We start from the raw sequence: 25,441 nt of genomic DNA on the forward strand, positions 1-25,441 counted from the left end.
ACCCCCGCGGGCCATCGGGCCGACGTCGGCCCCGCAGTCGTCAGCCCCGCAGCCAGGTGGCCAACGCGTCCAGGCAGGCGTGCACGGCGGCCCGGTGGACGTGCTCGTCGTCCGTGTGCGCCAGCAGCGCATCCCCCGGGCCGAAGTTCACCGCCGGCACCCCGAGCTCAGAGAACCGGGCCACATCCGTCCACCCGTACTTGGGCTTGGGCTCGCCGCCCACCGCCGCCACGAAGGCCGCCGCCGCCGGACGGTCCAGGCCCGGCCGCGCGGACGGGGAGGCGTCGGTGATCTCCACCTGCGCATCCCAGTCCACCCCGGCGGAGGCGAACACCTCCCGCACATGGGCGTGCGCCTGCTCGAGGGACTTGTCCGGGGCGAACCGGTAGTTCACCTCCACCGAGGCGGCATCCGGGATCACGTTGCCGGCCACCCCGCCGGAGGCCCGGATCGCATTGAGCCCCTCACGGTAGTCCAGCCCCTCCACCGTGACCGTCGCCGGCTCGTACACGGCCAGGGCGGCCAGCAGCGCACCCATCTTGTGGATCGCGTTCTCTCCGCGCCAGGCCCGGCCCGAGTGCGCCGCGACCCCTGTGAAGGACACCCGGTACCTGCAGGTGCCGTTGCAGCCCCCCTCCACGACGCCGTCCGTCGGCTCGAGCAGCACCGCGAAGTCCCCCTCCAGCAGCTCCGGGGCACGCCGGGCGACCCGCGCCAACCCCGACTTCGCTGACTCGACCTCCTCGTGGTCGTAGAACACCCAGGTGACGTCGTGCACCGGGAGGGGGCCGGCGTCGTGCCCGAACCGGCCTGCCAGGGCCAGCTGCACAGCCACCCCGGACTTCATGTCCACGGCGCCGCGCCCGTAGAGCACATCCCCCTCCCAGGCGCTGGGCACCGTGCCCCGGGAGCCCGGGACGGTGGGCAGCGGCACAGTGTCCAGATGACCGGCGAGGATCACCCGGGTGGGCAGGCCCAGGTCCGTGCGGGCCACCACCGTGTCCCCGATGCGGTGCACCGTGAGCCGGCCCAGCCGGCGCAGCGCGGCCTCCACCGCGTCCGCGAGGGGGCCCTCCTCGTCCGAGACCGAGCGGATGTCCAGGAGGGTCGCGGTGAGCGCGGCGACGTCGAGGTCGGCGGCGGTGAGATCGGGCAGGCGGGCCGGGGCGGGAGCAGGGGTCATGGCGTCATCCTACGGAGCGGGCCGCGCCGTCGGCCGTCATGGCGGGGCACCTCGGTAGGCTGGACCGCATGACCGAGACCTCCCCGAAGACCTCCCCCGCCGACGCCCGCCTCGTCTCCGGCCACGGCCTCGCCACGCTGGCGGCCGACGGCACCGTGCTGGACGTGTGGTTCCCCACCCCCGCGGCGGGCCCGCTGCCGTCCGAGACCCCGGCCATCGTCGAGACCCTGCGCGGCCTCGCCGCCGACGACGCCGACCGCGGCACCACCCAGAAACTCGTGGAGCTCGAGGTGGACCTCGACGCCGCCCCCGCCTCCGCCGAGGACGCCTGGCTGCGCCTGCACGCCCTCTCCCACCGTCTCGTGCGCCCCAACGAGCTGAACCTGGACGGCGTGTTCGGGCTGCTCACCAACGTGGTGTGGACCAACTTCGGCCCCTGCGCGGTGGAGGGCTTCGAGCTGACCCGTGCGAAGCTGCGCGCCCGCGGCACCGTGACCGTGTACAGCGTGGACAAGTTCCCCCGCATGGTGGACTACGTGATGCCCTCCGGCGTGCGCATCGGCGACGCTGACCGCGTGCGCCTGGGCGCGCACCTGGCCGAGGGCACCACCGTGATGCACGAGGGCTTCGTGAACTTCAACGCCGGCACCCTGGGTACCTCCATGGTGGAGGGGCGCATCTCCGCAGGCGTCGTGGTGGGCGACGGGTCCGACGTCGGCGGCGGCGCGTCCATCATGGGCACCCTCTCCGGCGGCGGCAAGGAGCGGGTGGTGCTCGGCGAGCACGTGCTCCTGGGCGCCAACTCCGGCGTGGGCATCTCGATCGGCGACGACACCGTGGTGGAGGCCGGCCTGTACGTGACCGCCGGCACCCGTGTGGCCCTGGTGATCCCGGGCGAGGAGCGCCGCGTGGTGAAGGCCGCCGAGCTCTCCGGTGTGCCGAACCTGCTGTTCCGCCGCAACTCCACCACCGGCGAGGTGGAGGCCCTGCCCCGCAAGGGCCGCACCGTGGCCCTCAACGAGGCGCTGCACGCCAACTGAGACGAGGCGGGGCGCCCTCTCCGGTGCCCCGCCCTCTCTCTCCCACGTTCCGGGGGCGAAAGGGGCCGGAATTCCATGTGAATTCCGGCCCCTTTCGCCCCCGGAGCATGTCGGGTGGGGGCGGAAGTGGGGACCGGGCTGAGGCGAGCCGGACCTGAGCCGGGCCCGAGACGGGGCTGCTGAGCGGGCCGGAACGGAGCGACGCCGGACGGTGGCTCCTGCACAGCCGCGTGGGCCCCGCGCGTCGTCCCCGGAACCGGGCCACGCCCGGGCGCGACGGCCCTCCCGGCGGCTTGACTGCGGACATGGCCCGACACCCCGCACCCCTGCCGCCCGCCACTCCCGCCGTGATCCTGGCCCGTGAGGCCGCCGCCGCAGGCGTCCCCCGCCAGCGCCTGCTGCGCGCGGACATGACGCGGGTGGGCCACGGCCTCTACCGTCACGACGCCGTCCCCGGCACCGCGTGGGCCGCCCTCGGCCTGGCCGAGCCCGCCCACGGACACAGCGTGGACGTGCTGCGTGCCCTGCTGCGCCGACGCCCGGAGGCCGTGCTCTCCCACGAGACCGCCGCCCACCTGCACGGCATGCCCCTGCCCTGGCGGCCCTGGCTGCGCGCGGACCGGGACGGCGCCCTGCCCAGCACCGTCCCGCCCGTCCACCTGACGCTCCCCCGCGGCACCCGCCGCATCCGGCGGGACGGGATCATGGACCACCGCCGGCCCCTGCCCGCCGAGCACGTGACCGTTCTGCACGGGCTGCGCGTGACCACCCTCGAACGCACCTGGCTCGACCTCTGCTCGCTGGGCTCCCCGTGGCAGCTCGAGGACCTCGTGGCCGCCGGCGACCACTGCCTGAAGAGGCCCTGGACCCCCGCCGGTCGCCTGCCGCCGCTGGCCACGCCCGACTCCCTGCAGCGCACCCTGCAGCAGATGGGTCGGTTCGTCGGTCGGAGCGCGGCCCGCGAGGCGATCGAGCTGGTCCGGGTGGGCGCGGACTCCCCCACCGAGACGCAGGTGCGGCTGTCCCTGATCGAGGCGGGTCTGCCCGAGCCCGAGCTGCAGCTGGTGATCGACCCGTCCGACCCGCGCTCGCCGGAGGCAGACCTGGGGTACCGGTCCCTGCGCCTGGCCATCCAATACGACGGCGTCACGCACCTCACACCCGAGCAGCAAGCCCGCGACGCGCGCCGGGAGCGCTACTGCCAGGAGCGGGCCTGGCTGGCGGTGCGGGTCACCCACGACGACCGACGCGAGGGGTTCGCGGGGCTGATCGCCCTGGTGCGCCGCCGTCGTCGGGAGTTCGGGCAGGGGTGAGGCCAGACGCGCACCGGAACGCTGGGAGAGAGCCCCTGATCGTTGAGAGAGGGAGCCCCGGAGCGTTGAGAGAGCTCCCCTCGCCGCAGCCTCAGCTGGCCGGGAACTCGCGCAGGTCGTGGCCCACGTAGACCTGACGCGGCCGGCCGATCTTGGTGGCCGGGTCCTGGATCATCTCGCGCCACTGGGCGATCCAGCCGGGCAGGCGGCCCAGGGCGAACAGCACCGTGAACATCTTCTCCGGGAAGCCCATGGCCTTGTAGATCACGCCCGTGTAGAAGTCCACGTTCGGGTAGAGCTTGCGCTCCACGAAGTAGTCGTCCGCGAGGGCCTTCTCCTCGAGGCGCTGGGCGATCTCCAGCAGCTCGTCGTTGCCGCCGAGCTTGTGCAGGATGTTCTCGGCGACGCCCTTGATGATCTTCGCGCGCGGGTCGTAGTTCTTGTAGACCCGGTGGCCGAAGCCCATCAGCTTGACGCCGTCCTCCTTGTTCTTCACCTTCTCCATGAAGTCCTCGGGCTTGATGCCCTCGGCCTTGATGTAGCGCAGCATGTTCAGCACGGCCTCGTTGGCGCCGCCGTGCAGCGGGCCGTAGAGGGCGTTGATGCCGGCGGACACGGAGGCGAACATGTTGGCGTTGGCCGAGCCGACCAGGCGCACCGTGGAGGTGGAGCAGTTCTGCTCGTGGTCCGCGTGCAGCATGAGCAGCAGGTCCAGGGCCTTGGCGACGTCCGGGTCCACCTCGTACTCCTCGGCGGGCACGCCGAAGCACAGGCGCAGGAGGTTCTCCACGTAGTTCAGGCCGTTGTGCGGGTACATGAACGGCTGGCCCAGGGACTTCTTGAACGCGTAGGAGGCCAGCACGGGGGCCTTCGCCAGCAGGCGGACGGTGGAGATGTGCACCTGCTCGGCGTCGAACGGGTCCAGCGAGTCCGCGTAGAACGTGGACAGCGCGGACACCGAGGAGGACAGCACCGGCATGGGGTGGGCGTCTCGAGGGAAGCCGTGGAAGAAGGAGCGGATGTCCTCGTGCACCATGTTGTGGTGGAGGATGTTGTCCTCCCACGCCGCGGACTGCTGGGCGTCCGGCAGCTCGCCGTTGATCAGCAGGTAGGACACGTCCATGAACGAGGAGTGCTTGGCGAGGTCCTCGATGGCGTAGCCGCGGTAGCGCAGGATGCCATGGTCGCCGTCGATGTACGTGATGGCGGACTTCACGTTCGCGGTGTTCATGAAGCCTGGGTCGTAGGTGACCTTGCCGGTCTCCTTCAGCAGGGGGGCGACGCTGATGCCGTCGTTGCCGACGCTGGCCTTCTCGGTGTCCAGCTCGAGCGTCTTCTCGCCCACGGACAGACTGACAGCCTGGTTCTCGGTCACGATGTCTCCCTCGTGTCGTCGTTCTTCGGGTGATCCCTACCCCGCGGGCCCTCACGACGACGGCGCCGGGCGGGCACTTGTCGGGTCACCGTACCAACCGGGGGCGGCGTGCGCCGCATGGAGGTGCGTGCCGTTGCCCCACTGTTACGTTCGTGACGCAGCTCACCCGACGTGGTCGCGGTCACCCTACCCGACGTGGGGCGTTCAGGCCCGCTCTGAGCCGCGCAGCCGGGCCACGGCCCGGTCGACGTCCGCGTCGGAGGCCGTCAGGGCCACCCGCACATACCCGTTGCCGGCGGTGCCGTAGAACACGCCGGGGCCGGCCACGAGGCCGAGGTCCGCCAGGCGCCCCAGCAGGTCCCAGGAGTCCTGCTCCGTGGCGGAGGCCGGGTCCAGGTCCGCGCGGCGCGCCCACAGGTACAGCCCGGCCTCGGAGTGGTCCACGGCGAGCCCGGCCCCGCGCAGGGCCGGCAGCAGCCGCGCGCGGCGGCTCCGGTACAGGGCCTTCTGCTCGGCCACGTGGGCGTCGTCCGCCAGGGCCACGGCCATGGCGTGCTGCACGGGCCCGGGGACGATCATCCCAGCGTGCTTGCGGGTGTTCAGCAGGGCTGAGACCAGCGCGGGGTCCCCCGCGGTGAACGCGGCCCGGTAGCCGGCCAGGTTGGACTGCTTGGACAGCGAGTACACGCTCAGCAGGCCGGTGAGGTCGCCGCCGGAGACCTCCTCGGAGAGGATGCACGGCACCGGGCGATCCTCCCAGGCGTCCCAGCCGAGCTCGGCGTAGCACTCGTCGCCGCACACCACAGCCCCGAGGGCACGGGCGTCGTCCACGAGGGCCCTCAGCGCGGGGGCGTCCAGCACGGCGCCGGTGGGGTTGGCCGGGGAGTTCGTCCACACCAGGCGCACGCGGGCGCGGACGTCGCCGTCGAGCTCGGCGAGGGTGTCCGCGGCGACCGCCTCGGCCCCGGCGATCCGGGCGCCGATGGCGTAGGTGGGGTACGCGGTGGCCGGGTGGACCACCACGTCCCCGGCGCCCAGGCCCATCAGGGTGGGCAGCCAGGCGATGAGCTCCTTGGAGCCCACGGTGGGCAGCACGGCGGCCGGGTCCAGGCCCGGCACACCGCGGCGGCGGGCGAACCAGTCGGTCACGGCCCGGCGCAGCACCGCGGTGCCGTGGGTGGTGGGGTAGCCGTGGGAGTCCGCGGCCTGCGTGAGCGCGTCCCGGATCAGGGCGGGGGTGGGGTCCACGGGGGTGCCGATGGACAGGTCCACGGCGCCGTCGGGGTGCGCGGCGGCCCGCTCACGGTAGGGGGTGAGCGTGTCCCACGGGTAGTCCGGGAGCGTCAGCATGGGCTCAGGCGCCCTCGCCCCGCGGGGGCAGCGCGGCGATCAGCGGGTGGTCCTTGGCGATCTTCCCCATCTTGGCGGCGCCGCCCGGGGAGCCGAGGTCGTCGAAGAACTCGACGTTCGCCTTGTAGTAGTCGGCCCACTCCTCGGGGACGTCGTCCTCGTAGTAGATGGCCTCCACGGGGCACACGGGCTCGCAGGCTCCGCAGTCCACGCACTCGTCCGGGTGGATGTACAGGGTGCGCTCGCCCTCGTAAATGCAGTCCACGGGGCACTCGTCGATGCACGCCTTGTCCTTGACATCCACACACGGCAACGCGATCACATAGGTCATGACTGACCGTCCACCTCTCTGACAGGCACGGGTTGGGGGTTCGCCCCCAGGGTACTCGCTCGGCGGGGCCGCCCCGGGGCTGCGGCGGCGCTGCGGGGGCCGGGCAGCGGACGACGCGCGGCCAGGGCCAGCAGCACCAGCCCGAGCACGAGCACCCCCACCACCCAGGCGACCGAGGCGGTGAACGCCACCGGCATCGCCTGGGCCACGGCCGGGGTCCACGGCAGGCCGAGCCGGTCCGCGGCCGGCAGACGGTACAGGGCCAGCACCGCGGTGAAGGCCCCCACCACGACGCCGGCCCCGGCGGCGATCGGCGCCCCGCCGCGCTCGGCGGTGCGCCGGGTCCACCACCACTGGGTGGAGCCGGTGAGCACGAGGGCCAGCACCACGCCCCAGGGCAGGGCGCCGCCGCCGGGCAGGGCGATCAGGCCGAGGTGCACGCCGGTGCCCAGGGCACCGGCGCCGAGGCCGAGCAGCAGGCCGCCGAGGGCCCCGGCACGCGGCCGGGGCCCTCGGGCCGGGCGGGGCCCGGCCGACTCGGCAGGACGCGCCGCCCCGGCCGGGCCGGCGTCGTCCCGGCGGAGCCGATCAGGCCCGAGCGCGGGCACGGGCCGCCTTGAGACGCTCGTTCGCGTCGAGGATGACCTTGCGGATGCGGATGTCCTCCGGGGTGATCTCCACGCACTCGTCCTCGCGGGCGAACTCGAGGGACTCCTCCAGGGTGAGGCGGCGCGGCGGCGTCAGGCCCTCGAAGGACTCGGAGGAGGCCGCACGCATGTTGGTGAGCTTCTTCTCCTTGGTGATGTTCACGTCCATGTCGTCCGCGCGGGAGTTCTCGCCGACGATCATGCCCTCGTACACCTCGGCGCCGGGCTGCACGAAGAACGTGCCGCGCTCCTGCAGGTTGATCATGGCGAAGGGGGTGGCGGTGCCGGCGCGGTCGGCCACGAGCGAGCCGTTGGTGCGGTACTCGATCTCCCCGGTCCACGGCTCGTAGCCGGCAGAGTAGGAGGAGGCGATGCCCGCGCCGCGGGTGTCGGTGAGGAAGCGGGTGCGGAAGCCGATCAGGCCACGGGCCGGGACCAGGAACTGCATGCGGATCCAGCCGGTGCCATGGTTGGACATCTCCTGCATCCGGCCCTTGCGGGCGGCCATGAGCTGCGTGACGGCGCCCATGAACTCCTCGGGGATGTCCAGGGTCATGTTCTCCATCGGCTCGTGCAGCTTGCCGTCGATGGTCTTGGTGACCACCTGCGGCTTGCCCACGGTGAGCTCGAAGCCTTCACGGCGCATCTGCTCGACGAGGATCGCCAGGGCGAGCTCGCCGCGGCCCTGCACCTCCCACGCGTCCGGGCGCTCGGTGGGGAGCACCTTCAGGGACACGTTGCCGATGAGCTCCTTGTCCAGGCGGTCCTTCACCTGGCGCGCGGTGACCTTGGCGCCCTTGACGCGGCCGGCCAGCGGGGAGGTGTTGATCCCGACGGTCATGGAGATGGCCGGGTCGTCCACCGTGATCAGCGGCAGCGGCTTCGGGTTCTCGGCGTCCGTGAGGGTCTCGCCGATCATGATGTCCTCGATGCCGGCGACGGCCACGATCTCACCGGGCCCGGCCTCCTCGGCCGGGACGCGCTCGAGGCCCTTGGTGGCGAGCAGCTCGGTGATCTTGACGGGCTTGATGGTGCCGTCCTGGCGGGCCCAGGCCACCTGCTGGCCCTTGCGCAGGGTGCCGTTGAAGATGCGCAGCAGGGCCAGACGGCCCAGGAACGGGGAGGCGTCCAGGTTGGTCACGTGGGCCTGCAGGACCTCGCCCTCGGTGTAGGCCGGGGCCGGGATGTGCTCCATGATCACCTTGAACAGGGGCTCGAGGTCCTCGGACTCCGGCAGGGCGCCGTCCGCGGGCTGCTCGAGGGAGGCGCGGCCGGCCTTGCCGGAGGCGAACACCACGGGCACGTCCAGCACGGAGTCGAGGTCGAGGTCCTCGACCTCCTCGGCGAGGTCGGAGGCCAGGCCGAGCAGCAGGTCCATGGAGTCGGAGACGACGCCGTCGATGCGGGCGTCCGGGCGGTCGGTCTTGTTGACCACGAGCACCACGGGCAGCTTGGCGGCCAGGGCCTTGCGCAGCACGAAGCGGGTCTGGGGCAGCGGGCCCTCGGAGGCGTCCACGAGGAGGACGACGCCGTCCACCATGGACAGGCCGCGCTCCACCTCGCCGCCGAAGTCGGCGTGGCCGGGGGTGTCGATCACGTTGATGATGACGGTCTCACCCTCGGGGGCGGACGGGCCGGAGTAGAACACCGTGGTGTTCTTGGCCAGGATCGTGATGCCCTTCTCCTTCTCGAGGTCGCCCGAGTCCATGACGCGCTCAGCGACATCCCCGTGGGTCGAGAAGGCGCCGGTCTGCTGGAGCATGGCGTCCACGAGCGTGGTCTTGCCGTGGTCCACGTGGGCCACGATGGCCACGTTGCGCAGATCGGAGCGGCGGGTCTCGGTCGAGCTCATGGGGGTCCTGTCGGTTGAGGCAGAGGAGTGCGGGGCCCACGCACGACGGCGGCCCCGGTGCGATTGTACGCGCCGGGGCCGCCGTCGTCGGGCTGGGTGTGATCCCGCGGACCGCGGGTCAGTGCAGGCCCGGGGTCAGTACACGCCCTCGCCCAGGGAGGCCAGCAGCTCGCGCCGCGCCTGGCGCCGCTCGGCCTGCTGGTCCGGGTCCGGCACCGGGGCGGCCGCGATCAGCCGCCGGGTGTACTCGGCCTGCGGCCGGTGCAGCACCCGCGAGGAGGGGCCTTGCTCCACCTGGCGCCCGTCCTTGAGGACCAGCACCTTGTGGGCCAGCATGTCCACCACCGCGAGGTCGTGGGACACGAACAGGCACGCGAACTCGTAGCGGCTCTGCAGCTCAGCGAACATGTCCAGCACGGCGGCCTGAACGGACACGTCCAGCGCCGAGGTGGGCTCGTCCGCGATCAGCACCTCCGGGTCCAGGGTGAGGGCCCGGGCGATGGACACGCGCTGACGCTGACCACCGGAGAGCTCGTGCGGGAACCGGTTGACGACGTCGCGCGGCAGACGCACGGCATCCAGCAGCTCTTCGGCCCGGGCCAGGCGCGAGCGCCGGTCCCCCACCCCGTGCACGACCATCGGCTCGGTGATGATGTCGCCGATCGGGAAGCGCGGGTCCAGCGAGGCGGCCGGGTCCTGGAAGACCACGCCGATCTTCCGGCGCAGCCGCCGCTGCTCCGCCTTGGGCAGGGACGGGACGTCCTGACCCTGCAGGCGCAGCGACCCCTCGGCCACCGGCAGCAGGCCGAGCACGGCCTTGGCGATGGTCGACTTGCCGGAGCCGGACTCCCCCACCAGGCCCAGGATCTCGCCTGGGGCCACGGAGAAGCTGACATCGTGCACCACACGGTTGCGCTTGCCGCGGTGGTTGTACTCGATGCAGAGGTCCTCGGCCTCGATCGCGTACTTCACCGCGGACTGTGTGGAGGTGACGGGCGCCGGCTCGGCCACCTCGAAGGTCTCGCCCAGCCGCGGCACCGAGGCCAGCAGCTTCTGCGTGTAGGGGTGCTGCGGGTGCTGGAGCACCTGGTGCACCGTGCCGGACTCCACCATCTCGCCGTGGAGCATGACGCACACGCGGTCTGCCATGTCCGCCACCACGCCCATGTTGTGCGTGATGAGCAGGATGCCGGTGTTCATCTTGTTCTTCAGGGAGCGCAGCAGCTCGAGGATCTCCGCCTGCACGGTGACGTCCAGGGCGGTGGTCGGCTCGTCCGCGATGATCACCTTGGGCGAGCAGCTGATCGCCATGGCGATCACGATGCGCTGGCGCTGGCCGCCGGAGAACTGGTGCGGGTACTGCTTGAGGCGGTTGGCGGCGTCGGGGATGCCCACCATGGTGAGCAGCTCGACGGCCTTCTTATCCGCCTCGGTGCCGTAGGCGATCCCGTGAATCTGCAGCGCCTCGGTGAGCTGGTCGCCCACGGTCAGCACCGGGTTCAGGGCGGTCATGGGCTCCTGGAACACCATGGCCACCTCCTGCCCCCGGATGCCGCGCAGCTGTCCCGGGCCCATCTCCAGGACCTCGCGGCCGGCCAGCCGGACGGAGCCGGTGATGTCCGCGTTGGCCGGCAGCAGGCCCATGGCGGTGGCGCTGGTCACGGACTTGCCCGAGCCGGACTCGCCCACGAGGGCGACGACCTCACCGGGCTTGATGTCGAAGGTGACACCCTTGACCGCGTGCACCGAGCCGAACTCGGTGGCGAAGCGCACGTTCACGTCCTCGAAGGCGAGCACCGGCTCTCCGTCGAGGTCATCGTGGCGGCGCACCACACCGATGGACTGCGTGGCCGGGCCGGCCACGGGGGCGGGGACGGCGGTCCCGTGCGTCCGGACCGGCTCGTCCGCGGGGCCGGGGACCGGCTCCCCGGACGAGCCGGGCAGGGCCTCGGCACGGGCGCGCAGGGCGGCGTCGTCCTGGTTCTTCTCGACCATCTCGCGGTCCTTCCCCTCATTCGTGTGCGCGCTCATCAGATCCCCTGTCCGCCGCCGGCGCCGAAGCCGGAGGTGTTGTGGGGCTGCGTGGGGCGGGTGTTCGGATCCACGGGCTCGTCCGTGCGGGCCACGGTCGGCGCGGTGGCCAGGCCCCCGGCCGTGGTGGCGCCGGCGTCGGTGGCGGAGGCCTTGCGGCCCAGGCCGAACAGGCCGCGCCGCGGACGGTGTCCACCGCCCTGGCGCGGGTCGAACGCGTCACGCAGGCCGTCGCCGAGGAAGTTCACGGACAGGGCGATCGCGAGGATCATCAGGCCCGGCCACCAGAACAGCCAGGGGCGGGTGGTGAACGCGTTCTGGTACTGGTTGATCAGCAGGCCCAGCGAGGAGTCCGGCGCCTGCACGCCGAAGCCGAGGAAGGAGAGCGAGGTCTCCAGAAGCACGGCACCGGCGATCGCGAAGGTCGCGTTCACCACGATCACGCCGATCGTGTTCGGCAGCAGGTGGCGGGCGATGATGCGCCCCGGCTTGGCGCCCATGGCCACGGCGGCCGCCACGAACTCCTTCTCCCGGAGGGAGAGGATCTCACCGCGCACCAGACGGGCCAGCGAGGTCCAGGAGACCGCGCCGAGCACGAGGGCCAGCGGCAGGATGCCGAGGTCCGCCCCCGAGGCCATCTGCCCCAGCACGGCGGCGAACACGAGCAGCGGGATCACGATGATCAGGTCCGTCAGGCGCATGAGGATCGAGTCGACCCAGCCGCCGAAGTACGCGGACACCGCGCCCACGAGCGCGCCGAGCACGGTGGAGACCAGGCCGACGACGAACGCGATGATCATGGACTGCTGGGTGCCGCGCATCACGAGCGCGAAGTAGTCCTTGCCGATCGAGTCCTGGCCGAAGGGGTGCTCCCCCCAGCGCAGGCCTTCGCCGCCGAGGAACTGCGGCACCAGCGAGAGGGTCGGCTGGCCGCCGTTGACGACCGTGCCCGCGTCCACATAGGACTTCCCCCACCAGCCGGGGATCCCGGCGAAGCCGATCGATGTGAAGGCCATGAGGGTCACGAGGCCCAGCACGACCAGCGAGGCCATCGCCGCCTTGTGGCGAAAGAAGCGCTTGCGCACCAGGGCGCCCTGCGAATAGGACTTCCCGGTCTTCTGGGCGAGCTTGAGATCCTCGGCTTCGGCGAGGTCCACGACGGCCGGCCCGGCCGCCGTCGTCTGGGTGTTCTGTGCGGTGGAGCTCACGGGGATCACACTCGAATCCGGGGGTCGAGGACGGCGTACATGATGTCCGCCAGGAGGTTCATCAGGACGGCCGCGGTGCCGGTGACGAGGAAGAACGCCATCACGGGGGCCGGGTCCACGGCGTGCAGACCGGTGGCGAACAGCTCACCCATGCCCTTCCAGCCGAACACGCGCTCGGTGATCACGGCGCCGCCGATCAGGCCGGCGAAGTCGAAGGCCATGATGGTGGTGATCGGGATCAGCGAGTTGCGGAAGGCGTGCTTGAGGATCACCTGCCGTTCCCCCAGGCCCTTGGCACGGGCGGTGCGGATGTAGTCCTGGCGGGAGACCTCGAGCATCGAGGAGCGCGTGTACCGGGAGTAGGTGGCCACCGAGATGATGGTCAGCAGGATGGTCGGCAGCAGCAGCTGCGTGCCCTTGTCCAGGAACTGGACCCAGAAGTCACCGCGCAGGTTGGGCGTCTCCGAGCCGATGGTGGAGATCGGGCGGGGCTTCACGCGCATCAGGGCCGGCCAGAAGTTCATCATGTGCTCGGTCAAGATGGACACGCCCATCACGACGGCGGTGGCCAGGGAGGCCGAGGTGGCCGCACCCTTGGAGAAGCCGCCCAGCAGGCGCCCGGCCACGAGGGCCACGAGCACGGCGATCACGCCGAGCCCGGCGATCAGCAGGGCCGAGGGGCTCGAATACAGCGGGGTGTAGGTGGCGTAGTAGGCCACCATGCCCACCGCCGCCGTGGCAAGGGCGGCCTTGAGCACCGAGCGGTTGCGCAGCCCGGCCACGAGGGCGGTGGCGCCCACCGCGACGGCCAGGCCGATCAGCAGCTGCACGAGCGGGCCCATGCGGGGGTTGCGCCACAGGTCCAGCGCGAACATCAGGTACCCGCCCAGGACGATCACCGCGACGGTGGCCAGGAACGTGAAGGCGCGGCGGGCCGGAGAGCCGGCCATCGCCGCCTGCAGGGCCAGGCCGATCAGGACCGCCAGCAGGATGGTCAGCGGCCAGTTCATGGTGGGCTGGGCGATCCAGTTGTTGAAGCCGATCGCGATGTACTCCTTCAGGAGCACGGCGGCCCAGAACACGGGCAGGGAGAAGAACAGGAAGATCAAGAACGTGACGGCGTAGTCGAGGCCGGAGTACTGGCGGATCGCCGTGATGATGCCGATCGCCACGCCGATGACGATGGCCAGCACCGTGGCGAGCACCACGAGGCGCAGCGTGGAGCTGGCGGCGTTGGAGAGCAGGTCGCCGACCTGCTGGCCGGTGACGTTGGTGCCGAGCGAGCCCTGGCCGACGAGATACCCGGCGAGGCCCTTGAGCCACAGCCCGTAGCGGACGTACCAGGGCTCGTCGAGGTTCATGTTCGAGACGCGGCTGGCGATCAGCTGGTCACGGTTGGTGGCCTGCGACTCGCGCAGATCCCACAGGGGGTCACCCGAGTGGACCACGAGGAAGAACAGCAGGATGGACGCGCCGAAGAGGACCAGCACAGAGCTGCCCAGGCGCTTGAGAATGAATGTCAACACAGCGGGGGGTGACCTTCCGCGCGGAGGAGTGGAGGAGGTGGGGAGGGCGACCGGCACGGCGCCGGGCCCGACCAGGACGGTCAGGCCCGACGCCGGTCCGCGGCCGCCGGATCCGGAAGGCACCCGGCGGCCGCGGGGGTCATGCGGGCATCACTGGGCGACGCGCACCCACTGCTCCACGTTCCACAGGGCACCGGTCTGGGTGGCGGTGTCGCGCACGTTGGCCAGGTCGGCCTGGTGGGCCACGACGCCCGGGTGCGCGTAGAGCGGGATGGCCTGGAAGTCCTCCCAGAGGGCCTTCTCGATGACCTTGACCTGCTCCAGCTGCTCCTTCTCGTCGAGCGTGCGGGCGAGCTTGTCCCAGGCCTCGTCCACGGTCTTGTTGGAGTAGGACTGCTGGTTCTGCTGGCCGTCGCTCTGGTAGATGTTCGCGCCGGAGGCCTTCTGGCCGGAGCCGGACCACGCGTACAGCGCGACGTCGTAGTCGCCGTTCGGCATGACCGACTTGAAGAAGGTCTGGCTGTTGGTGTCCTGGATGTTGAAGCCGGCCTGGTCGCACGAGGCCTTGATGGCGGCCACGGTCTGGGCGCGACGCTCGTTGCCGGCCTGGTAGCTCAGGCGCACGGTCGGGTTGGAGACGCCGGACTGCTCCACGAGCTGCTTGGCCTTCTCCAGGTTCGGCTGGTCCATCTCCTTCGGGTAGGCCGCGTCCACGACCTCCTGGTAGTGGTCCTGGAAGGGGAACACCTCGCGGGCGTTCATGACCTGCGCCTCGGGGTAGATCGGCTTGATCAGCTTGTCCACGATCTCCTGGCGGGGCACGCACAGGGCGAAGGCCTCGCGCAGCTCCGGGCTGTCGGCGAACACGGAGCCCGTACCGCGGTTGAAGTCCAGGTGCTCCCAGGTGAGCTGGTCGCCGGTCTGGAGGTTCACGGAGTCGCCGATGGCGTTGACCTGGTTGACGGTGTCCACCGTGGCCTGGGGCTCGATGACGTCGAGCTCCTTGTTCTGCAGGGCCTGGACGTGGGTCTCCGGAGCGGCGAACTTGATCACGAGCTCACGGGTGGCCGCCGGGGTGCCCCAGTACTGGTCGTTGGCCTCGAGGGTGATCGAGTTGCCGGCCTGCCAGCCGTTCTCCTTGAGCTTGTACGGGCCCATGGAGGGGATGAGGGAGGCGTCGGGCAGCTGGCCCGGGGTGAAGTCCCAGCCCTCGTTCCAGAACTTGGCCACGGGGGCCAGCTTGGCGGCGTCCTCGGCCTTGGCCGCGGCGATCATGTCCTCCATGGACACGCCGGACTCCTTGGCCATCACGTGGGCCGGGAGGGCGGTGTCGATCAGGATCTCCCAGTCGGCGTAGGGCTCGGCGTAGGTGACCGTGAACTCCTTGCCGTTCGGGTCGCCCTCGGGGGCGTCGGGGATGTACTTGCCCCACTCGGTGGTGATGGTGGTGAACAGCGGCGGCTTCTTGCCGGTCTCCGGGTCCACCTTGCCCGCGGGGTTCTGGATCTCCGGGTTGTTGGCAGCCCAGCGCATAATGAAGTCCGCGGCGGTGACGGGGGTGCCGTCGGACCACTTGGCGTCCTCGTTGATGGTGTACTTCACCTTCAGCGGGTCGTCCGAGATCTTCTCGTAGGAGCCGAACTCGTCGTTGTGGATGATCGTGCCGTCGGTGCCGAAGTAGTAGAACCCGGAGAACAGGCGGTCCGTCACGGCCGAGTTGTACGTGGTGTACGTGTTGTCCTGGACACCGTTGTAGGAGAGGAAGTCGTCCGCGCCCACGGAGTAGGACACGGAGCCGTCCTGGGTCTGGACATCGCCGAGGTCCGCCAGGCCGGGGCCGTCGACCGGGGCGGTGAGCTTCTCGCCCTTGTCCCCGGTGAGGACCTCGCCGGAGCCGGCGGAGCCGCCGGCCTGGGAGCCGCCCTGGGAGTCACCGCCGTTGGAGGCGGGGCCGGCGGGGGCGCAGGCCGAGAGCACGAGTGCCGAGCCGAAGGCGAGCGCGGCAGCAGCGGAGAGCTTGGGGTTCTTCATGGACGTCACTTCCGTTCATGTGAAGGTGCAAGGCGCGCCCCGCCCGAGCCGCCCAGCAGCGCCGGGTGAGGCGACCTCCGGAGGGGCTTGACACCCTCCCCTCCGTGAGATGGACGACACTGTATCCACAAAACCTGGCCAACTGGAAGATGTTTACCAGGGAGTCTCCAGGCGCAGGGGGCACAGTGGCCTGCCTCCGGGAAACACCACGTCAGTTGACCACGGCCTCCTGCAGCACGGCCTCCGCGGTGCGCTCCACACCGTCCGGCGTGCGCCAGGTGACGCTGATGCGGTCTCCCACGTTGCGGTCGTTCACCATCCGCGACATGGCCGAGGCGTTGCCGCCCACCCGGCGCCCCTCGATCGCCACCACGACGTCTCCAGGGGCCAGGCCGATCCTCTCCGCGGCGGAGCCGGGGGCCACCTCCCAGACCTCGACCACGCCGTCCACGCCGGTCACCGTGATGCCCAGGGCGCCGTCGGTGCCGATGCTCACGGTGTCGGTCTCCTCCCCCGAGAGCACCTGCTCCACCACCCCGAACGCCACCGCCAGCGGGATCGCGAAGCCGTCCACCTCCGCCGCCGTGGTGCCGTCGCTCGCGGCCACCGTCACGGCCACCACCTGCCCGTCGCGGTCCACCACCGGCCCACCGGAGTACCCGGCCACCACGTCGGCCTCGGTCTGCACCAGGCCCGTCAGGCGCGCGTAGTCGTCCGAGCCCTCCGAGGCAGCCATGATCGAGCGGTCCACCCCGAGCACCTCGCCCCGCACAGCCGTCAGGTATCCCTGGCCGCCGCCGTTGCCGACGGCGGCCACCTCGTCCCCGCGCACCGGCGGAGTCAGGGACACGCTCACGGTCGGCAGGTCCACGGCACCCTCGATCTGCAGCACGGCGATGTCGTGCTCGGCGTCCCGGCCCAGCACCACGGCCGTGTGGCGCCGGCCCGTGTCCGCCACAGTGACGAACACCTCCGAGGAGTCCTCCACCACGTGGTAGTTGGTGACGGCCAGCCCGTCCGGGGTGAGGGTGATGCCCGTCCCGGTGCCCATCATGGGGCCCAGCAGGGTCTCCACGATCAGCACACCCGGGGCACGGTCCACCCGCTCCCCCGGGTCCAGCCCGTCCAGGACGCCGGCCGGGGCAGCACTCCAGTCCACCTGCACCCCCGCATGGGCGCGCTCCAGACTGCGGGCGAGCTCGCCGGCGTCGGCCTCGGCGGCCACGGCACCGGCGGAACGGGAGGCGGTGGAGGCGGCCGAGCCCGACCCGGCCGCGACAGCCGTGAGGCGCCCGACCACGAGCAGCGCGAGTCCCCCCGCGAGCACCAGGGCCCCCAGCACCCCCAGCACGGAGATCAGGGTCAGCAGCGGGGAACGCCGCGGACGCTCGCGGCGAGACGGCCAGCCGGACGGCGGCCAGCCCTCCGGGGAAGCGGGATTCGGGGGAATCGACGGCATGGCCCACAGCCTAGGATGTCCGCAGGACGCGGCCGCACGCGTCCCCGCCCCGCCTCTGCCGGCGGCGGCGCACCGTGACCCGGAGGCGGCCTTGGAGCAGACCCTGACGTCCACCGTGACGGACACCGCCCTGCTGTTCGAAGGCGGCGGGATGCGCGCCTCCCTCACCTCCGCCGTGGTGGCCGAGCTGCTGCGCGAGCGCATCCATATGGACTTCGTGGCCGGCGTCTCCGCCGGGGCCTCCAACACCGTCAACTACGTGGCCCGGGACCCGGAGCGTGCCCGGCGCTCCTTCGTGGACTTCGCCGAGGACCCCCGGTTCGGCGACTGGCGCACCTTCCTGCGCGGCAAGGGTCTGTTCAACGCCGAGTACATCTACGAGCACGCCGGACTGCCCGAGGCGGACCTGCCCTTCGACTTCGCCACCTTCCAGGCCAACCCCGCCGCCGTGGTGCTCGCCGGATTCGACGCCCGCACCGGGCGGACCCGCTGGTGGACCCGCGAGGACATGCAGACCCTGCCCGAACTCATGGTGCGGGTGCGCGCCTCCTCCACCATGCCGCTGCTCATGCCCCCCGTCCACGCGGAGGGCACGGTGTACGTGGACGGGGCGCTCGGCGTCGACGGCGGCATCCCCGTGACCGCCGCTGAGGACGCCGGATATGAACGGATGCTCGTGGTGATGACCCGTGAACGCTCCTACGTGAAGGCACCCGAACGCTTCCCCTCCGTGTACCAGCACCTGTTCCGCCGTCACCCGGCCGTGGCCGAGGCCCTGCTCACCCGATGGCGGCGCTACAACGCGACCCGCGAGCGCCTGTTCGAGATGGAGCGCGAGGGGCGGGCCTACCTGTTCGTCCCGGAGGTGATGCCCGTGCGCAACGGGGAGCGCTCGGTGGCACGGCTGGCCGCCGCCCATGAGCTGGGCCTGGCGCAGGTGCGCCGCGAGATGCCGGCGATCCGCGCGTTCCTCGGCGTGTGAGGCCGGCTGCTCCGCCGGAGTGATCGAGTCCGCGGGGCCGGGCCCCTCCGCCGGGGCGATCGGCTCAGGCGCGCACGCTCTGGGACGGCAGACCGAAGACGGCGTCGAACATGTACGCGTACACGGCGGCGTAGACGAGGAAGAACACCAGGAGCCCGGCCTCGATGAGCAGCGCTTCCCTCAGGCCCACCCCCAGCACCAGCGCCACCGCCGGGACCAGGAACAGCAGCAGGCCGCCTTCGAAGCCCACGGCGTGCACCACGCGCACCCACCACGGGCGACCCTCGATGCCGAACCGCCGTTCGAGCGACTCGAACAGCCCGTTGTAGACGATGTTCCACACGAGCGCGACCGCCGAGGACACCACGGCCACCACCAGCGAGGGGCCCCCGGAGTTGCCCAGCGCGGCCAGGATGCCCGTGGTGAAGGCGATGGCCAGCAGCTCGAACACCACGGCGTACACCACCCTGCGCTGCAGGGAGGAACGGAACACGGGACGGCCGGCCAGGGCTCGGCGCCCGCCGGGCCCGCGGGGCACGGCAGGCGCGGGGTCGGTGCGGTTCATGCCCCCATCCTCGCCCGGGACCGGCCGGGCGGGGCGGCGCGTGCGCTCAGAGCGTGAGCCCCTGCGGCACAGTGGGCGGCCACACCCTGCTGGCATGAAGGAAGGGGTCCTACAGTGAGGGCATGACTTTCACCGCGGATCTCATCGAGAAGTTCAACAAGCAGATCACCCTCGAGCTCGAGGCCTCCATGGTGTACCGCCAGCTGGCGATCGCCGCGGACGCCCAGGACCTCTCCGGCATGGCCGAGTGGTTGCGCCACCAGGCGGACGAGGAGATCGTGCACGCCAACAAGTTCATCGACCATGTGGTGGACCGCGGCGGGGACGCCCGCATCGGTGCCATCGCCGCCCCCGGGGTCGACTCCGAGCTCACCCCCGTGCAGATCTTCGACGCCGCCCTCAAGCATGAGCAGAAGGTCTCCGAGGCCATCCGTGAGCTCTACCGCGCCTGCGACGCCGCCGGGGACCTCTCCTCCCGGCCGCTGCTGAACTGGTTCCTGGAGGAGCAGATCGAGGAGGAGGCCACAGTCGGCGAGATCCGCGGCCAGCTCGAGCGCGTGGGCGACGACGGCTCCGGCGTGCTCCGCATCGACGCCCGCCTCGCCCAGCGCCCCGCAGAGACCACCGAGAACGAGGCCTGAGCCACCGTCTCAGCGGCCGGGCCCGCACGCTCCGCGCGTGAGCCCTGCGCCGACGTCGTGCCCCGCCCCCGCAGGTCAGACCCGACCTGCGGGGGCGGCGCGATTATGCTCGACTCCGCGCCGCCCGGTCGGCGCGAGCCCGACACCCTGCCCCGATCCCCCGAGGAGCCCCCCATGAGTGGTCTTGTCGCCCTGCTCGACGACGTCGCCGCCCTGGCACGCATGGCCGCCGCGAGCGTCGACGACGTCGCCGCCGGTGCGGCGAAGGCCAGCGCGAAGGCGGCCGGCGTCGTCGTGGACGATGCCGCCGTCACCCCCCAGTACCTCACCGGCGCGCGAGTCGAGCGCGAACTGCCGATGATCTGGCGGATCGTCAAGGGCTCCCTGCGCAACAAGCTGCTGATCATCCTGCCCGCGCTGCTGCTGCTGAATTGGCTGGCCCCCTGGGTGCTGCCCTGGCTGCTGCTGGCCGGCGGCACCTACCTGGCCTACGAGGGCGCCCACAAGGTGTGGGGTGTGCTCACCGGCCACCACCACCCCGCCGAGCAGACCCCGGCCGTGGAGCAGGGCCCGGAGGCCGAGGACAAGGTGGTCCGCGGGGCCGTGACCACGGACTTCATCCTCTCCCTGGAGATCATGGTCATCTCCATGAACGAGGTGGCCACCGAAGGGTTCTGGCAGCAGCTGGCGATCCTGGTCGTCGTCGCCCTGGCCATCACCGCCGGCGTGTACGGCGTGGTCGCACTGATCGTGAAGATGGACGACGCTGGCATGGCACTCAACCGCCGTGCCTCCAGCTCCGGGGCCCGCGCCTTCGGCCGGGGCCTCGTCAAGGCGATGCCGGGCGTGCTGAAGGCCATCACCGTGATCGGCACCGTGGCGATGCTCTGGGTGGGCGGGCACATCGTGCTCGTGGAGCTCGACGCCCTGGGCGTGCCGTGGTTCTCCGCGCTGCAGCACCAGGTGGTGCACGCCGTCGAGGCCGCCGGCGGGTTCGTGGCCTGGCTGGTGGAGACCCTCACCTCCGCGGTGTGGGGCCTGGTGTGGGGCACCCTGGTGCTCGGTGTCGTCGCCCTGGTGAACCGGGCGCGGGGCCGGCGGGGCACCCTGCAGCACTGACCTCGAACGGCGCTGGCCCTGCGCGGTACCGGCGCGGCACGGTACTGGCCCAGGGCGGTACTGGCCGGGGCCGGGCCGGTCAGTCCTCGGCGGTGAGGAAGGCCTCCACCGCGGAGACGAACGCGGCCGGCTGGTCCGCGTGCACCCAGTGGGAGGCTCCGCGCACCATCACTCGCACGACGCGCGGGAACATCGCCTTCATCTGGGGGACGTCCTTGTCCTGGATGTAGTCCGAGTCCGCGCCGCCGAGCCACAGCACGGGGTGGTCGAACACGCGGTCCGGGTCCTCCTCCACGACCGGCTCGGGGAAGGCACCGACGGCGGCGAGGTTCTCCCGCAGCATCTCCACGTTCGCCTGCCACACGAACCGGCCGTGGTCCCGGCGCAGGTTCTGCAGCAGGAACGCCCGGATGCGCTCGTCGGGGACCTGCTCGGCCATGGCCGCGTCCGCGTCCGCGCGGGTCTGAAGGGAGTCCAGGTCCATGGCCAGCATGGTGCCCAGCAGGTGGGAGAACTGCCCGGTGGCGTTCGGGGACAGGCGCGGGGCGATGTCCACCACCACGAGCCGGTCCACGAGGTCCGGGTGGCGCAGGGCCAGCACCATGGCGACCTTGCCGCCCATCGAGTGGCCCAGCACGTGTACGGGGCCGTCGGCGGCGAAGTCGGCGCGCAGGTGCGCGGCCACCCGGTCCGCGATCTCGCGGTAGTCCACGTGGTCGGTCCAGGGAGAGAGGCCGTGGTCCGGCAGGTCCACCAGGTGCACGCTGAACTCGCCGCCCAGAGCCTTGGCCACCCCCGTGAAGTTGCGTCCGCGGCCCATCAGGCCGTGGATGAACACCACGCGGCGGGGGCCGTTCCCCACGGTCACGGAGGACAGGTCGGCGCCGGTGGGCGGAACGGACGGGGCGGCGGAGGCATGCGGCTGGTCGGTCACCGGTCCAGGGTAGTGGGTCGCCGCCGCGCAGGTCGGCGCGTGAAAGGGGCCGACGGGCGGTGCGGGCACGACGACGGCCGGTCGCCGGGCCGGCCGTGGTGCGCTCAGTCCTGGCGCTCGGTGAGCAGGCCCTCGGCGACGAGCCAGTCCCAGGCGACGTCCACGGGCTCCTCGCCGTAGACGTCGATCCGCGCGTTGAGCTCCGCGGCGGTCTCGTTGTCCAGGCGGACCCGCATGGCCTCGAGCAGCACGGCCAGCTCCGGGTCCTCGGCGAGCGCCTCCTCCCGCACCACGGGGGCCACGTTGTAGCTGGGGAAGAACGGCAGCGGGTCCTCGAGCACCGCCAGGTCCAGGGCGGCGATGCGCCCGTCCGTGGCGTAGGCCTCCCCGAACGTGCACTCCCCGTTGGCCACGGCCTGGTACACCGCGCCGATGTCCATGATGCGCACCCGGCTGTCCGGCAGGTCCCCGAGGCCATAGGCGGCCAGCAGCGGCCGGAAGCCGTCGTTGCGGGAGGCGAACTCGGCGTCCACGCAGAAGGTCTGCTCCTGCTCGGGCAGATCCTTGATGTCCGCGAGGGAGCGCACGCCCAGGCGTTCGGCGGTGTCCTGGCGCACCGTGAAGGCGTAGGTGTTGTCCAGCTCGGCCGGCGGCAGCCAGGTCAGTCCGATCTGCGCGTCCTCATCCCGCACGGCCTCCCACTGGGCCTGCGGGTCTGGGATGGGGTCCTCATGGCCGAGATAGGTGAGCCAGGCGGTGCCCGTGTACTCCCACTCCACGTCCACCAGGCCCTCGACCTGCGCCTGCCGGGCACTGGCGGAGCCGGGCATGTTGGTGAGGTCCTGCACGTCCGCCCCGGCGGCCTGGGCGAGCAGCACGGTCATCTTGCCCAGGAGCACGGACTCGTTGAAGTTCTTGGAGCCCACAGCCACCTCGGACCCGGACAGGTCCACGCCCGCAACCTCCCCGGCGAGGTCCCCCGTGGGGATGAAGCCGCCGGCGGTGCCCAGCCCGCAGCCGGAGAGCAGGGCGGCGCCGGCGACGCCGAGGGCGGCCAGGCGCAGGCGGGCCATGCGGCCGGTGAGGCCCGCGCGTCGTCTGTGGCCCGCGCGTCGTGCCGGGGTGCCGGGATCGGTGACGGCGGTGGTGCGGTCTGCGGTGGTCATGCGATCCCCCTCGGGGCGGCGAACAACTCGACGACGCGCCCGGCCCACTCCACGGCCAGGGCCAGGCAGGCCACCAGCAGGGCGCCGGAGACGAGGATCGAGTAGCGGAACATCACGATGCCGGTCTGGATCAGCAGCCCCAGCCCGCCGGCGTCGATGAACGTGGCGAAGGCCCCGGCGCCCACCATCAGCACGAGCGCCGTGCGCACACCGGACATGATCACGGGCACGGCCAGCGGCAGCTCGACCCGCAGCAGCACCTGCCGCGGGGACATGCCCATCCCTCGCGCGGACTCCACCACGTGGGGGTCCACACCGCGCAGCCCGGCCACCGTGTTCGCCAGCACGGGCAGGAACCCGTAGACGCTCAGGGCCAGCACCGCCACCCAGAAGCCGAAGCCGAGCAGCAGGGCCAGCAGCACGATCACGCCGATCACGGGCGCGGCCTGGCCCATGTTCGCCAGGCCCATCGCCACGGGGGCGACGGCCCCGGCGCGGCGGCGGGTCAGCGCGATCCCCAGCGGCACCGCGGTGAGCATCACGATCGCCGAGCACACCAGCACCAGGCGCAGGTGCTGGCCGGCGAGGGTCAGCACGGAGGGCCAGTTCAGGGTGCGGGCCTCGACGTCGTCCAGGGGTGCGATGCCCAGCCACAGGCTCCAGCCGCCCAGCAGGACGGCCACGAGCACGGGCAGCCCGACCAGCAGGAGGCGGTCCTCGGCGGAGGCGTGGCGCCAGCGCTCCCTCATGCCCGGCCTCCCCCGGTCTCGGCGGCGTCAGCGCCGCCCCGGGCCAGGTGGGCGTGCAGCGAGCGCAGGTCCAGCGTGCCCAGCACGCGATCCTCGCGCACCACGGGGAGAGTGCCGCCCGGCGTCATGATGAGGGCGCCCAGGGCGTCGCTGAGCGAGTCTTCCGGGCGCAGCGCGCCGGTGCGTCCGGCGGCGACGGACCGCTCGTCCACTGGGCCCAGCGGCAGGTCCCCCACACGCCGCAGGCCCAGGCGCTTGAGCACCGCCCCGGAGCCGACGAAGTCCGCGACGAACTCGTCCGCAGGCTCGGCCAGGATGCGCTCGGGGCGGTCGTACTGGGCCACGCGGGCGCCGGGGGCGAGCACGAGGACGCGGTCGCCGAGGGTGACGGCCTCCTCGACGTCATGGGTAACGATCACCACGGTCTTGTGCAGGCGGGCCTGCAGATCCAGCATCTCCTCCTGGAGGCGCTGGCGGGTGATCGGATCCACCGCGCCGAACGGCTCGTCCATGAGCAGCACAGGCGGGTCGGCGGCGAGCCCGCGGGCCACACCCACACGCTGCTGCTGGCCGCCGGAGAGCTCACGCGGGTAGCGGTCCCGGTAGACCGCCGGGTCCAGGCCCACCAGCTCGAGCAGCTCGTCCACACGCTCGGCGATGCGCCGGCGGTCCCACTTCAGCAGCCGGGGCACCAGGGCGATGTTCTCCCGCACGCTCATGTGCGGCATCATCCCGCCGCCCTGGATCACATAGCCGATCTGCCGGCGCAGCAGCGTGGGGTCCTTCACGGTGACGTCCTCGCCGTCGATCAGTACAGCCCCGGAGGTCGGCTCGATGAGGCGGTTGATCATCTTCAGCGAGGTGGTCTTGCCGCAGCCGGAGGGGCCCACGAACGCGACCGTCTCCCCCGCAGGGATCACCAGGTCCAGGGCGTCCACGGCGGGGCGGTCCTGGCCGGGGTAGCGCTTGGTGAGGGCCTCCAGGCGGATCTCGGCACCGGTGTGGGCCGTGACCGGCTGCGCCGGGGCGGCGGCCTCGGGGGTGGTCTCGGTGACGGACTCAGTGGCGCTCATGCGCGGATTCCCTTCGAGATGGTCAGACGGCCGAGCAGGACGAGCAGCGCGTCCACGATCAGGGCGACCAGGACGATCCCCAGCGTGCCCACGAGCGCGTAGTTCAGCGAGTTCGCACCGCCGAGGGAGGCCAACCCCGTGAAGATGTAGGCGCCCAGGCCCGGGCCCAGCACGTAGGCGGCGATCGCGGCCACGCCCATGGACATCTGCGCGGACACCCGGATCCCGGTGAGGATCACGGGCCAGGCCAGCGGCAGCACCACGCGCAGGAACACGGCCACGGGCCCCATGCCGAGCCCCCGCGCGGACTCCACCACATGGGCGTCCACACCCTGCAGGGCCACGATGGTGTTCCGCAGCACCGGAAGCACCGCGTAGAAGACGACGACGGCCACCGCCGGCACGGTGCCGAGCCCCACGATGGGGATGAGCAGGCCGATCAGCGCGAACGAGGGCAGCGTCAGGCCCACGGCGGAGACGGCGTTGGCGACCGGCGTCAGGGCGCGGACGCGGGTGACGAGCACGGCCAGCAGCACCGCGACGACGGTGGCCAGGGCCACCGACTGCAGCACCAGCGAGCCGTGCTGATAGGCACGGAAGAGCACGTCAGCCCACCGTGAGGACAGGAACTCCAGCATGGTCTGTCCCCTCTCGATGGATCAGCGCCGGCCCGGCCACCCTAGCCTGACGTGCTCGGATACCGCGGAGGGCCGCTTCACACAGGGCACACAGCACGTAACACGCCCGGCCGGACCCCCGGCACATGCGACGGCGGGGGGGGGGGGCCCCGCCCGCGGCGGGCGCCCCCCCCCCCCCCGGGGGGGGGCCGGGGCGCCAACCCCCCCCCCCCCCCCCGCGGCGGGGGG

General features: G+C 71.9%; 22 protein-coding genes. 5 read left to right on the forward strand and 17 right to left on the reverse strand.

The genetic code is table 11. The features are described 5' to 3' along the window. Positions 1–40 precede the first annotated feature (40 nt). On the reverse strand, positions 41–1,183 hold the full coding sequence (gene dapE / locus SPI96_RS01655; RefSeq protein WP_321080629.1) for a succinyl-diaminopimelate desuccinylase: 1,143 nt from the start codon (positions 1,181–1,183) through the stop codon (positions 41–43). 68 nt (positions 1,184–1,251) lie between these two features. Between dapE and dapD the strand changes: the two genes are divergently transcribed. Continuing rightward, positions 1,252–2,223 carry a 2,3,4,5-tetrahydropyridine-2,6-dicarboxylate N-succinyltransferase gene (gene dapD, locus SPI96_RS01660; RefSeq protein WP_321080630.1) on the forward strand — a complete coding sequence of 324 codons (972 nt, stop codon included), beginning with the start codon at positions 1,252–1,254 and terminating at the stop codon, positions 2,221–2,223. 305 nt (positions 2,224–2,528) lie between these two features. Next, on the forward strand, positions 2,529–3,536 hold the full coding sequence (locus SPI96_RS01665) for a hypothetical protein (RefSeq protein WP_321080631.1): 1,008 nt from the start codon (positions 2,529–2,531) through the stop codon (positions 3,534–3,536). A 91-nt stretch (positions 3,537–3,627) separates the two neighbouring features. On the opposite strand, the gene SPI96_RS01670 is transcribed toward SPI96_RS01665, so the two are convergent. The 10 genes from SPI96_RS01670 to SPI96_RS01715 form a co-directional block, all read right to left on the reverse strand. Next, on the reverse strand, positions 3,628–4,911 hold the full coding sequence (locus SPI96_RS01670) for a citrate synthase (RefSeq protein WP_414601887.1): 1,284 nt from the start codon (positions 4,909–4,911) through the stop codon (positions 3,628–3,630). A gap of 204 nt (positions 4,912–5,115) precedes the next feature. Beyond that, entirely contained in the window at positions 5,116–6,261 is a 1,146-nt protein-coding gene (dapC, locus tag SPI96_RS01675) for a succinyldiaminopimelate transaminase (RefSeq protein WP_321080632.1), read from the reverse strand. Positions 6,262–6,265: 4 nt separating this feature from the next. Next, the gene (gene fdxA, locus SPI96_RS01680) at positions 6,266–6,592 is read right to left on the reverse strand and encodes a ferredoxin (protein WP_321080633.1); all 327 of its coding nucleotides are present in this window, start codon (positions 6,590–6,592) and stop codon (positions 6,266–6,268) included. Next, entirely contained in the window at positions 6,589–7,200 is a 612-nt protein-coding gene (locus SPI96_RS01685) for a hypothetical protein (protein WP_321080634.1), read from the reverse strand. Before SPI96_RS01685 ends, fdxA begins: the two co-directional genes overlap by 4 nt. Next, positions 7,181–9,091, reverse strand: a complete 1,911-nt coding sequence (typA, locus tag SPI96_RS01690) for a translational GTPase TypA (RefSeq protein WP_321080635.1) — start codon at positions 9,089–9,091, stop codon at positions 7,181–7,183. Before typA ends, SPI96_RS01685 begins: the two co-directional genes overlap by 20 nt. 135 nt (positions 9,092–9,226) lie before the next feature. Continuing rightward, complete coding sequence (locus SPI96_RS01695) at positions 9,227–11,122, reverse strand: ABC transporter ATP-binding protein (RefSeq protein ID WP_321080636.1); 1,896 nt, start codon at positions 11,120–11,122, stop codon at positions 9,227–9,229. Further along, positions 11,122–12,279, reverse strand: coding sequence for an ABC transporter permease (locus tag SPI96_RS01700; protein WP_321080651.1), 1,158 nt, complete (start codon positions 12,277–12,279; stop codon positions 11,122–11,124). The genes SPI96_RS01695 and SPI96_RS01700 overlap by 1 nt, the downstream gene beginning before the upstream one ends. Before the next feature lie 56 nt (positions 12,280–12,335). Continuing rightward, positions 12,336–13,856 carry an ABC transporter permease gene (locus SPI96_RS01705; RefSeq protein ID WP_321080637.1) on the reverse strand — a complete coding sequence of 507 codons (1,521 nt, stop codon included), beginning with the start codon at positions 13,854–13,856 and terminating at the stop codon, positions 12,336–12,338. A gap of 150 nt (positions 13,857–14,006) precedes the next feature. Continuing rightward, positions 14,007–15,887 (reverse strand): ABC transporter family substrate-binding protein, encoded by a 1,881-nt coding sequence (locus SPI96_RS01710; RefSeq protein ID WP_321080638.1) that lies wholly within the window; start codon positions 15,885–15,887, stop codon positions 14,007–14,009. A 211-nt stretch (positions 15,888–16,098) separates the two neighbouring features. Next, positions 16,099–17,346 (reverse strand): S1C family serine protease, encoded by a 1,248-nt coding sequence (locus SPI96_RS01715; protein ID WP_321080639.1) that lies wholly within the window; start codon positions 17,344–17,346, stop codon positions 16,099–16,101. A 91-nt stretch (positions 17,347–17,437) separates the two neighbouring features. On the opposite strand from SPI96_RS01715, the gene SPI96_RS01720 reads away from it, so the two are divergent. Beyond that, positions 17,438–18,328 (forward strand): patatin family protein, encoded by an 891-nt coding sequence (locus tag SPI96_RS01720; RefSeq protein WP_321080640.1) that lies wholly within the window; start codon positions 17,438–17,440, stop codon positions 18,326–18,328. A gap of 64 nt (positions 18,329–18,392) precedes the next feature. Here SPI96_RS01720 and SPI96_RS01725 read toward each other — a convergent pair whose 3' ends face one another. After that, on the reverse strand, positions 18,393–18,893 hold the full coding sequence (locus SPI96_RS01725) for a PACE efflux transporter (protein WP_321080641.1): 501 nt from the start codon (positions 18,891–18,893) through the stop codon (positions 18,393–18,395). Between the two features lie 122 nt (positions 18,894–19,015). Between SPI96_RS01725 and SPI96_RS01730 the strand changes: the two genes are divergently transcribed. Both SPI96_RS01730 and SPI96_RS01735 read left to right on the forward strand, forming a co-directional pair. Then, on the forward strand, positions 19,016–19,534 hold the full coding sequence (locus SPI96_RS01730; protein ID WP_321080642.1) for a ferritin: 519 nt from the start codon (positions 19,016–19,018) through the stop codon (positions 19,532–19,534). Positions 19,535–19,708: 174 nt separating this feature from the next. Continuing rightward, the gene (locus SPI96_RS01735; protein WP_321080643.1) at positions 19,709–20,653 is read left to right on the forward strand and encodes a DUF808 domain-containing protein; all 945 of its coding nucleotides are present in this window, start codon (positions 19,709–19,711) and stop codon (positions 20,651–20,653) included. A gap of 79 nt (positions 20,654–20,732) precedes the next feature. Here SPI96_RS01735 and SPI96_RS01740 read toward each other — a convergent pair whose 3' ends face one another. The 5 genes from SPI96_RS01740 to SPI96_RS01760 form a co-directional block, all read right to left on the reverse strand. Further along, entirely contained in the window at positions 20,733–21,587 is an 855-nt protein-coding gene (locus SPI96_RS01740) for an alpha/beta fold hydrolase (protein WP_321080644.1), read from the reverse strand. 104 nt (positions 21,588–21,691) lie between these two features. Continuing rightward, positions 21,692–22,660: a glycine betaine ABC transporter substrate-binding protein gene (locus SPI96_RS01745; protein ID WP_414601888.1), complete on the reverse strand. Its 969-nt coding sequence runs from the start codon at positions 22,658–22,660 to the stop codon at positions 21,692–21,694. 89 nt (positions 22,661–22,749) lie between these two features. Next, positions 22,750–23,502, reverse strand: coding sequence for an ABC transporter permease (locus SPI96_RS01750; RefSeq protein ID WP_321080646.1), 753 nt, complete (start codon positions 23,500–23,502; stop codon positions 22,750–22,752). Then, positions 23,499–24,575, reverse strand: coding sequence for an ABC transporter ATP-binding protein (locus SPI96_RS01755; RefSeq protein ID WP_321080647.1), 1,077 nt, complete (start codon positions 24,573–24,575; stop codon positions 23,499–23,501). The genes SPI96_RS01750 and SPI96_RS01755 overlap by 4 nt, the downstream gene beginning before the upstream one ends. Further along, entirely contained in the window at positions 24,572–25,213 is a 642-nt protein-coding gene (locus tag SPI96_RS01760) for an ABC transporter permease (RefSeq protein WP_321080648.1), read from the reverse strand. The genes SPI96_RS01755 and SPI96_RS01760 overlap by 4 nt, the downstream gene beginning before the upstream one ends. Between the last annotated feature and the right edge of the window lie 228 nt (positions 25,214–25,441).

Origin of the sequence: Micrococcus sp. (genome assembly GCF_034179925.1) — a bacterium.
Lineage (GTDB): Bacteria > Actinomycetota > Actinomycetes > Actinomycetales > Micrococcaceae > Micrococcus.

Bases quoted from the DNA above. Each gene is read 5' to 3' on its own strand.
- SPI96_RS01750 (WP_321080646.1), bottom strand. From the start codon at position 23,502: ATGAGGGAGCGCTGGCGCCACGCCTCCGCCGAGGACCGCCTCCTGCTG.
- SPI96_RS01755 (WP_321080647.1), bottom strand. From the start codon at position 24,575: ATGAGCGCCACTGAGTCCGTCACCGAGACCACCCCCGAGGCCGCCGCC.
- SPI96_RS01735 (WP_321080643.1), top strand. From the start codon at position 19,709: ATGAGTGGTCTTGTCGCCCTGCTCGACGACGTCGCCGCCCTGGCACGC.
- SPI96_RS01695 (WP_321080636.1), bottom strand. From the start codon at position 11,122: ATGAGCGCGCACACGAATGAGGGGAAGGACCGCGAGATGGTCGAGAAG.
- SPI96_RS01665 (WP_321080631.1), top strand. From the start codon at position 2,529: ATGGCCCGACACCCCGCACCCCTGCCGCCCGCCACTCCCGCCGTGATC.
- fdxA (WP_321080633.1), bottom strand. From the start codon at position 6,592: ATGACCTATGTGATCGCGTTGCCGTGTGTGGATGTCAAGGACAAGGCG.
- SPI96_RS01710 (WP_321080638.1), bottom strand. From the start codon at position 15,887: ATGAAGAACCCCAAGCTCTCCGCTGCTGCCGCGCTCGCCTTCGGCTCG.
- dapE (WP_321080629.1), bottom strand. From the start codon at position 1,183: ATGACCCCTGCTCCCGCCCCGGCCCGCCTGCCCGATCTCACCGCCGCC.
- SPI96_RS01745 (WP_414601888.1), bottom strand. From the start codon at position 22,660: ATGGCCCGCCTGCGCCTGGCCGCCCTCGGCGTCGCCGGCGCCGCCCTG.
- SPI96_RS01730 (WP_321080642.1), top strand. From the start codon at position 19,016: ATGACTTTCACCGCGGATCTCATCGAGAAGTTCAACAAGCAGATCACC.
- SPI96_RS01725 (WP_321080641.1), bottom strand. From the start codon at position 18,893: ATGAACCGCACCGACCCCGCGCCTGCCGTGCCCCGCGGGCCCGGCGGG.
- typA (WP_321080635.1), bottom strand. From the start codon at position 9,091: ATGAGCTCGACCGAGACCCGCCGCTCCGATCTGCGCAACGTGGCCATC.
- SPI96_RS01715 (WP_321080639.1), bottom strand. From the start codon at position 17,346: ATGCCGTCGATTCCCCCGAATCCCGCTTCCCCGGAGGGCTGGCCGCCG.
- SPI96_RS01760 (WP_321080648.1), bottom strand. From the start codon at position 25,213: ATGCTGGAGTTCCTGTCCTCACGGTGGGCTGACGTGCTCTTCCGTGCC.
- dapC (WP_321080632.1), bottom strand. From the start codon at position 6,261: ATGCTGACGCTCCCGGACTACCCGTGGGACACGCTCACCCCCTACCGT.
- dapD (WP_321080630.1), top strand. From the start codon at position 1,252: ATGACCGAGACCTCCCCGAAGACCTCCCCCGCCGACGCCCGCCTCGTC.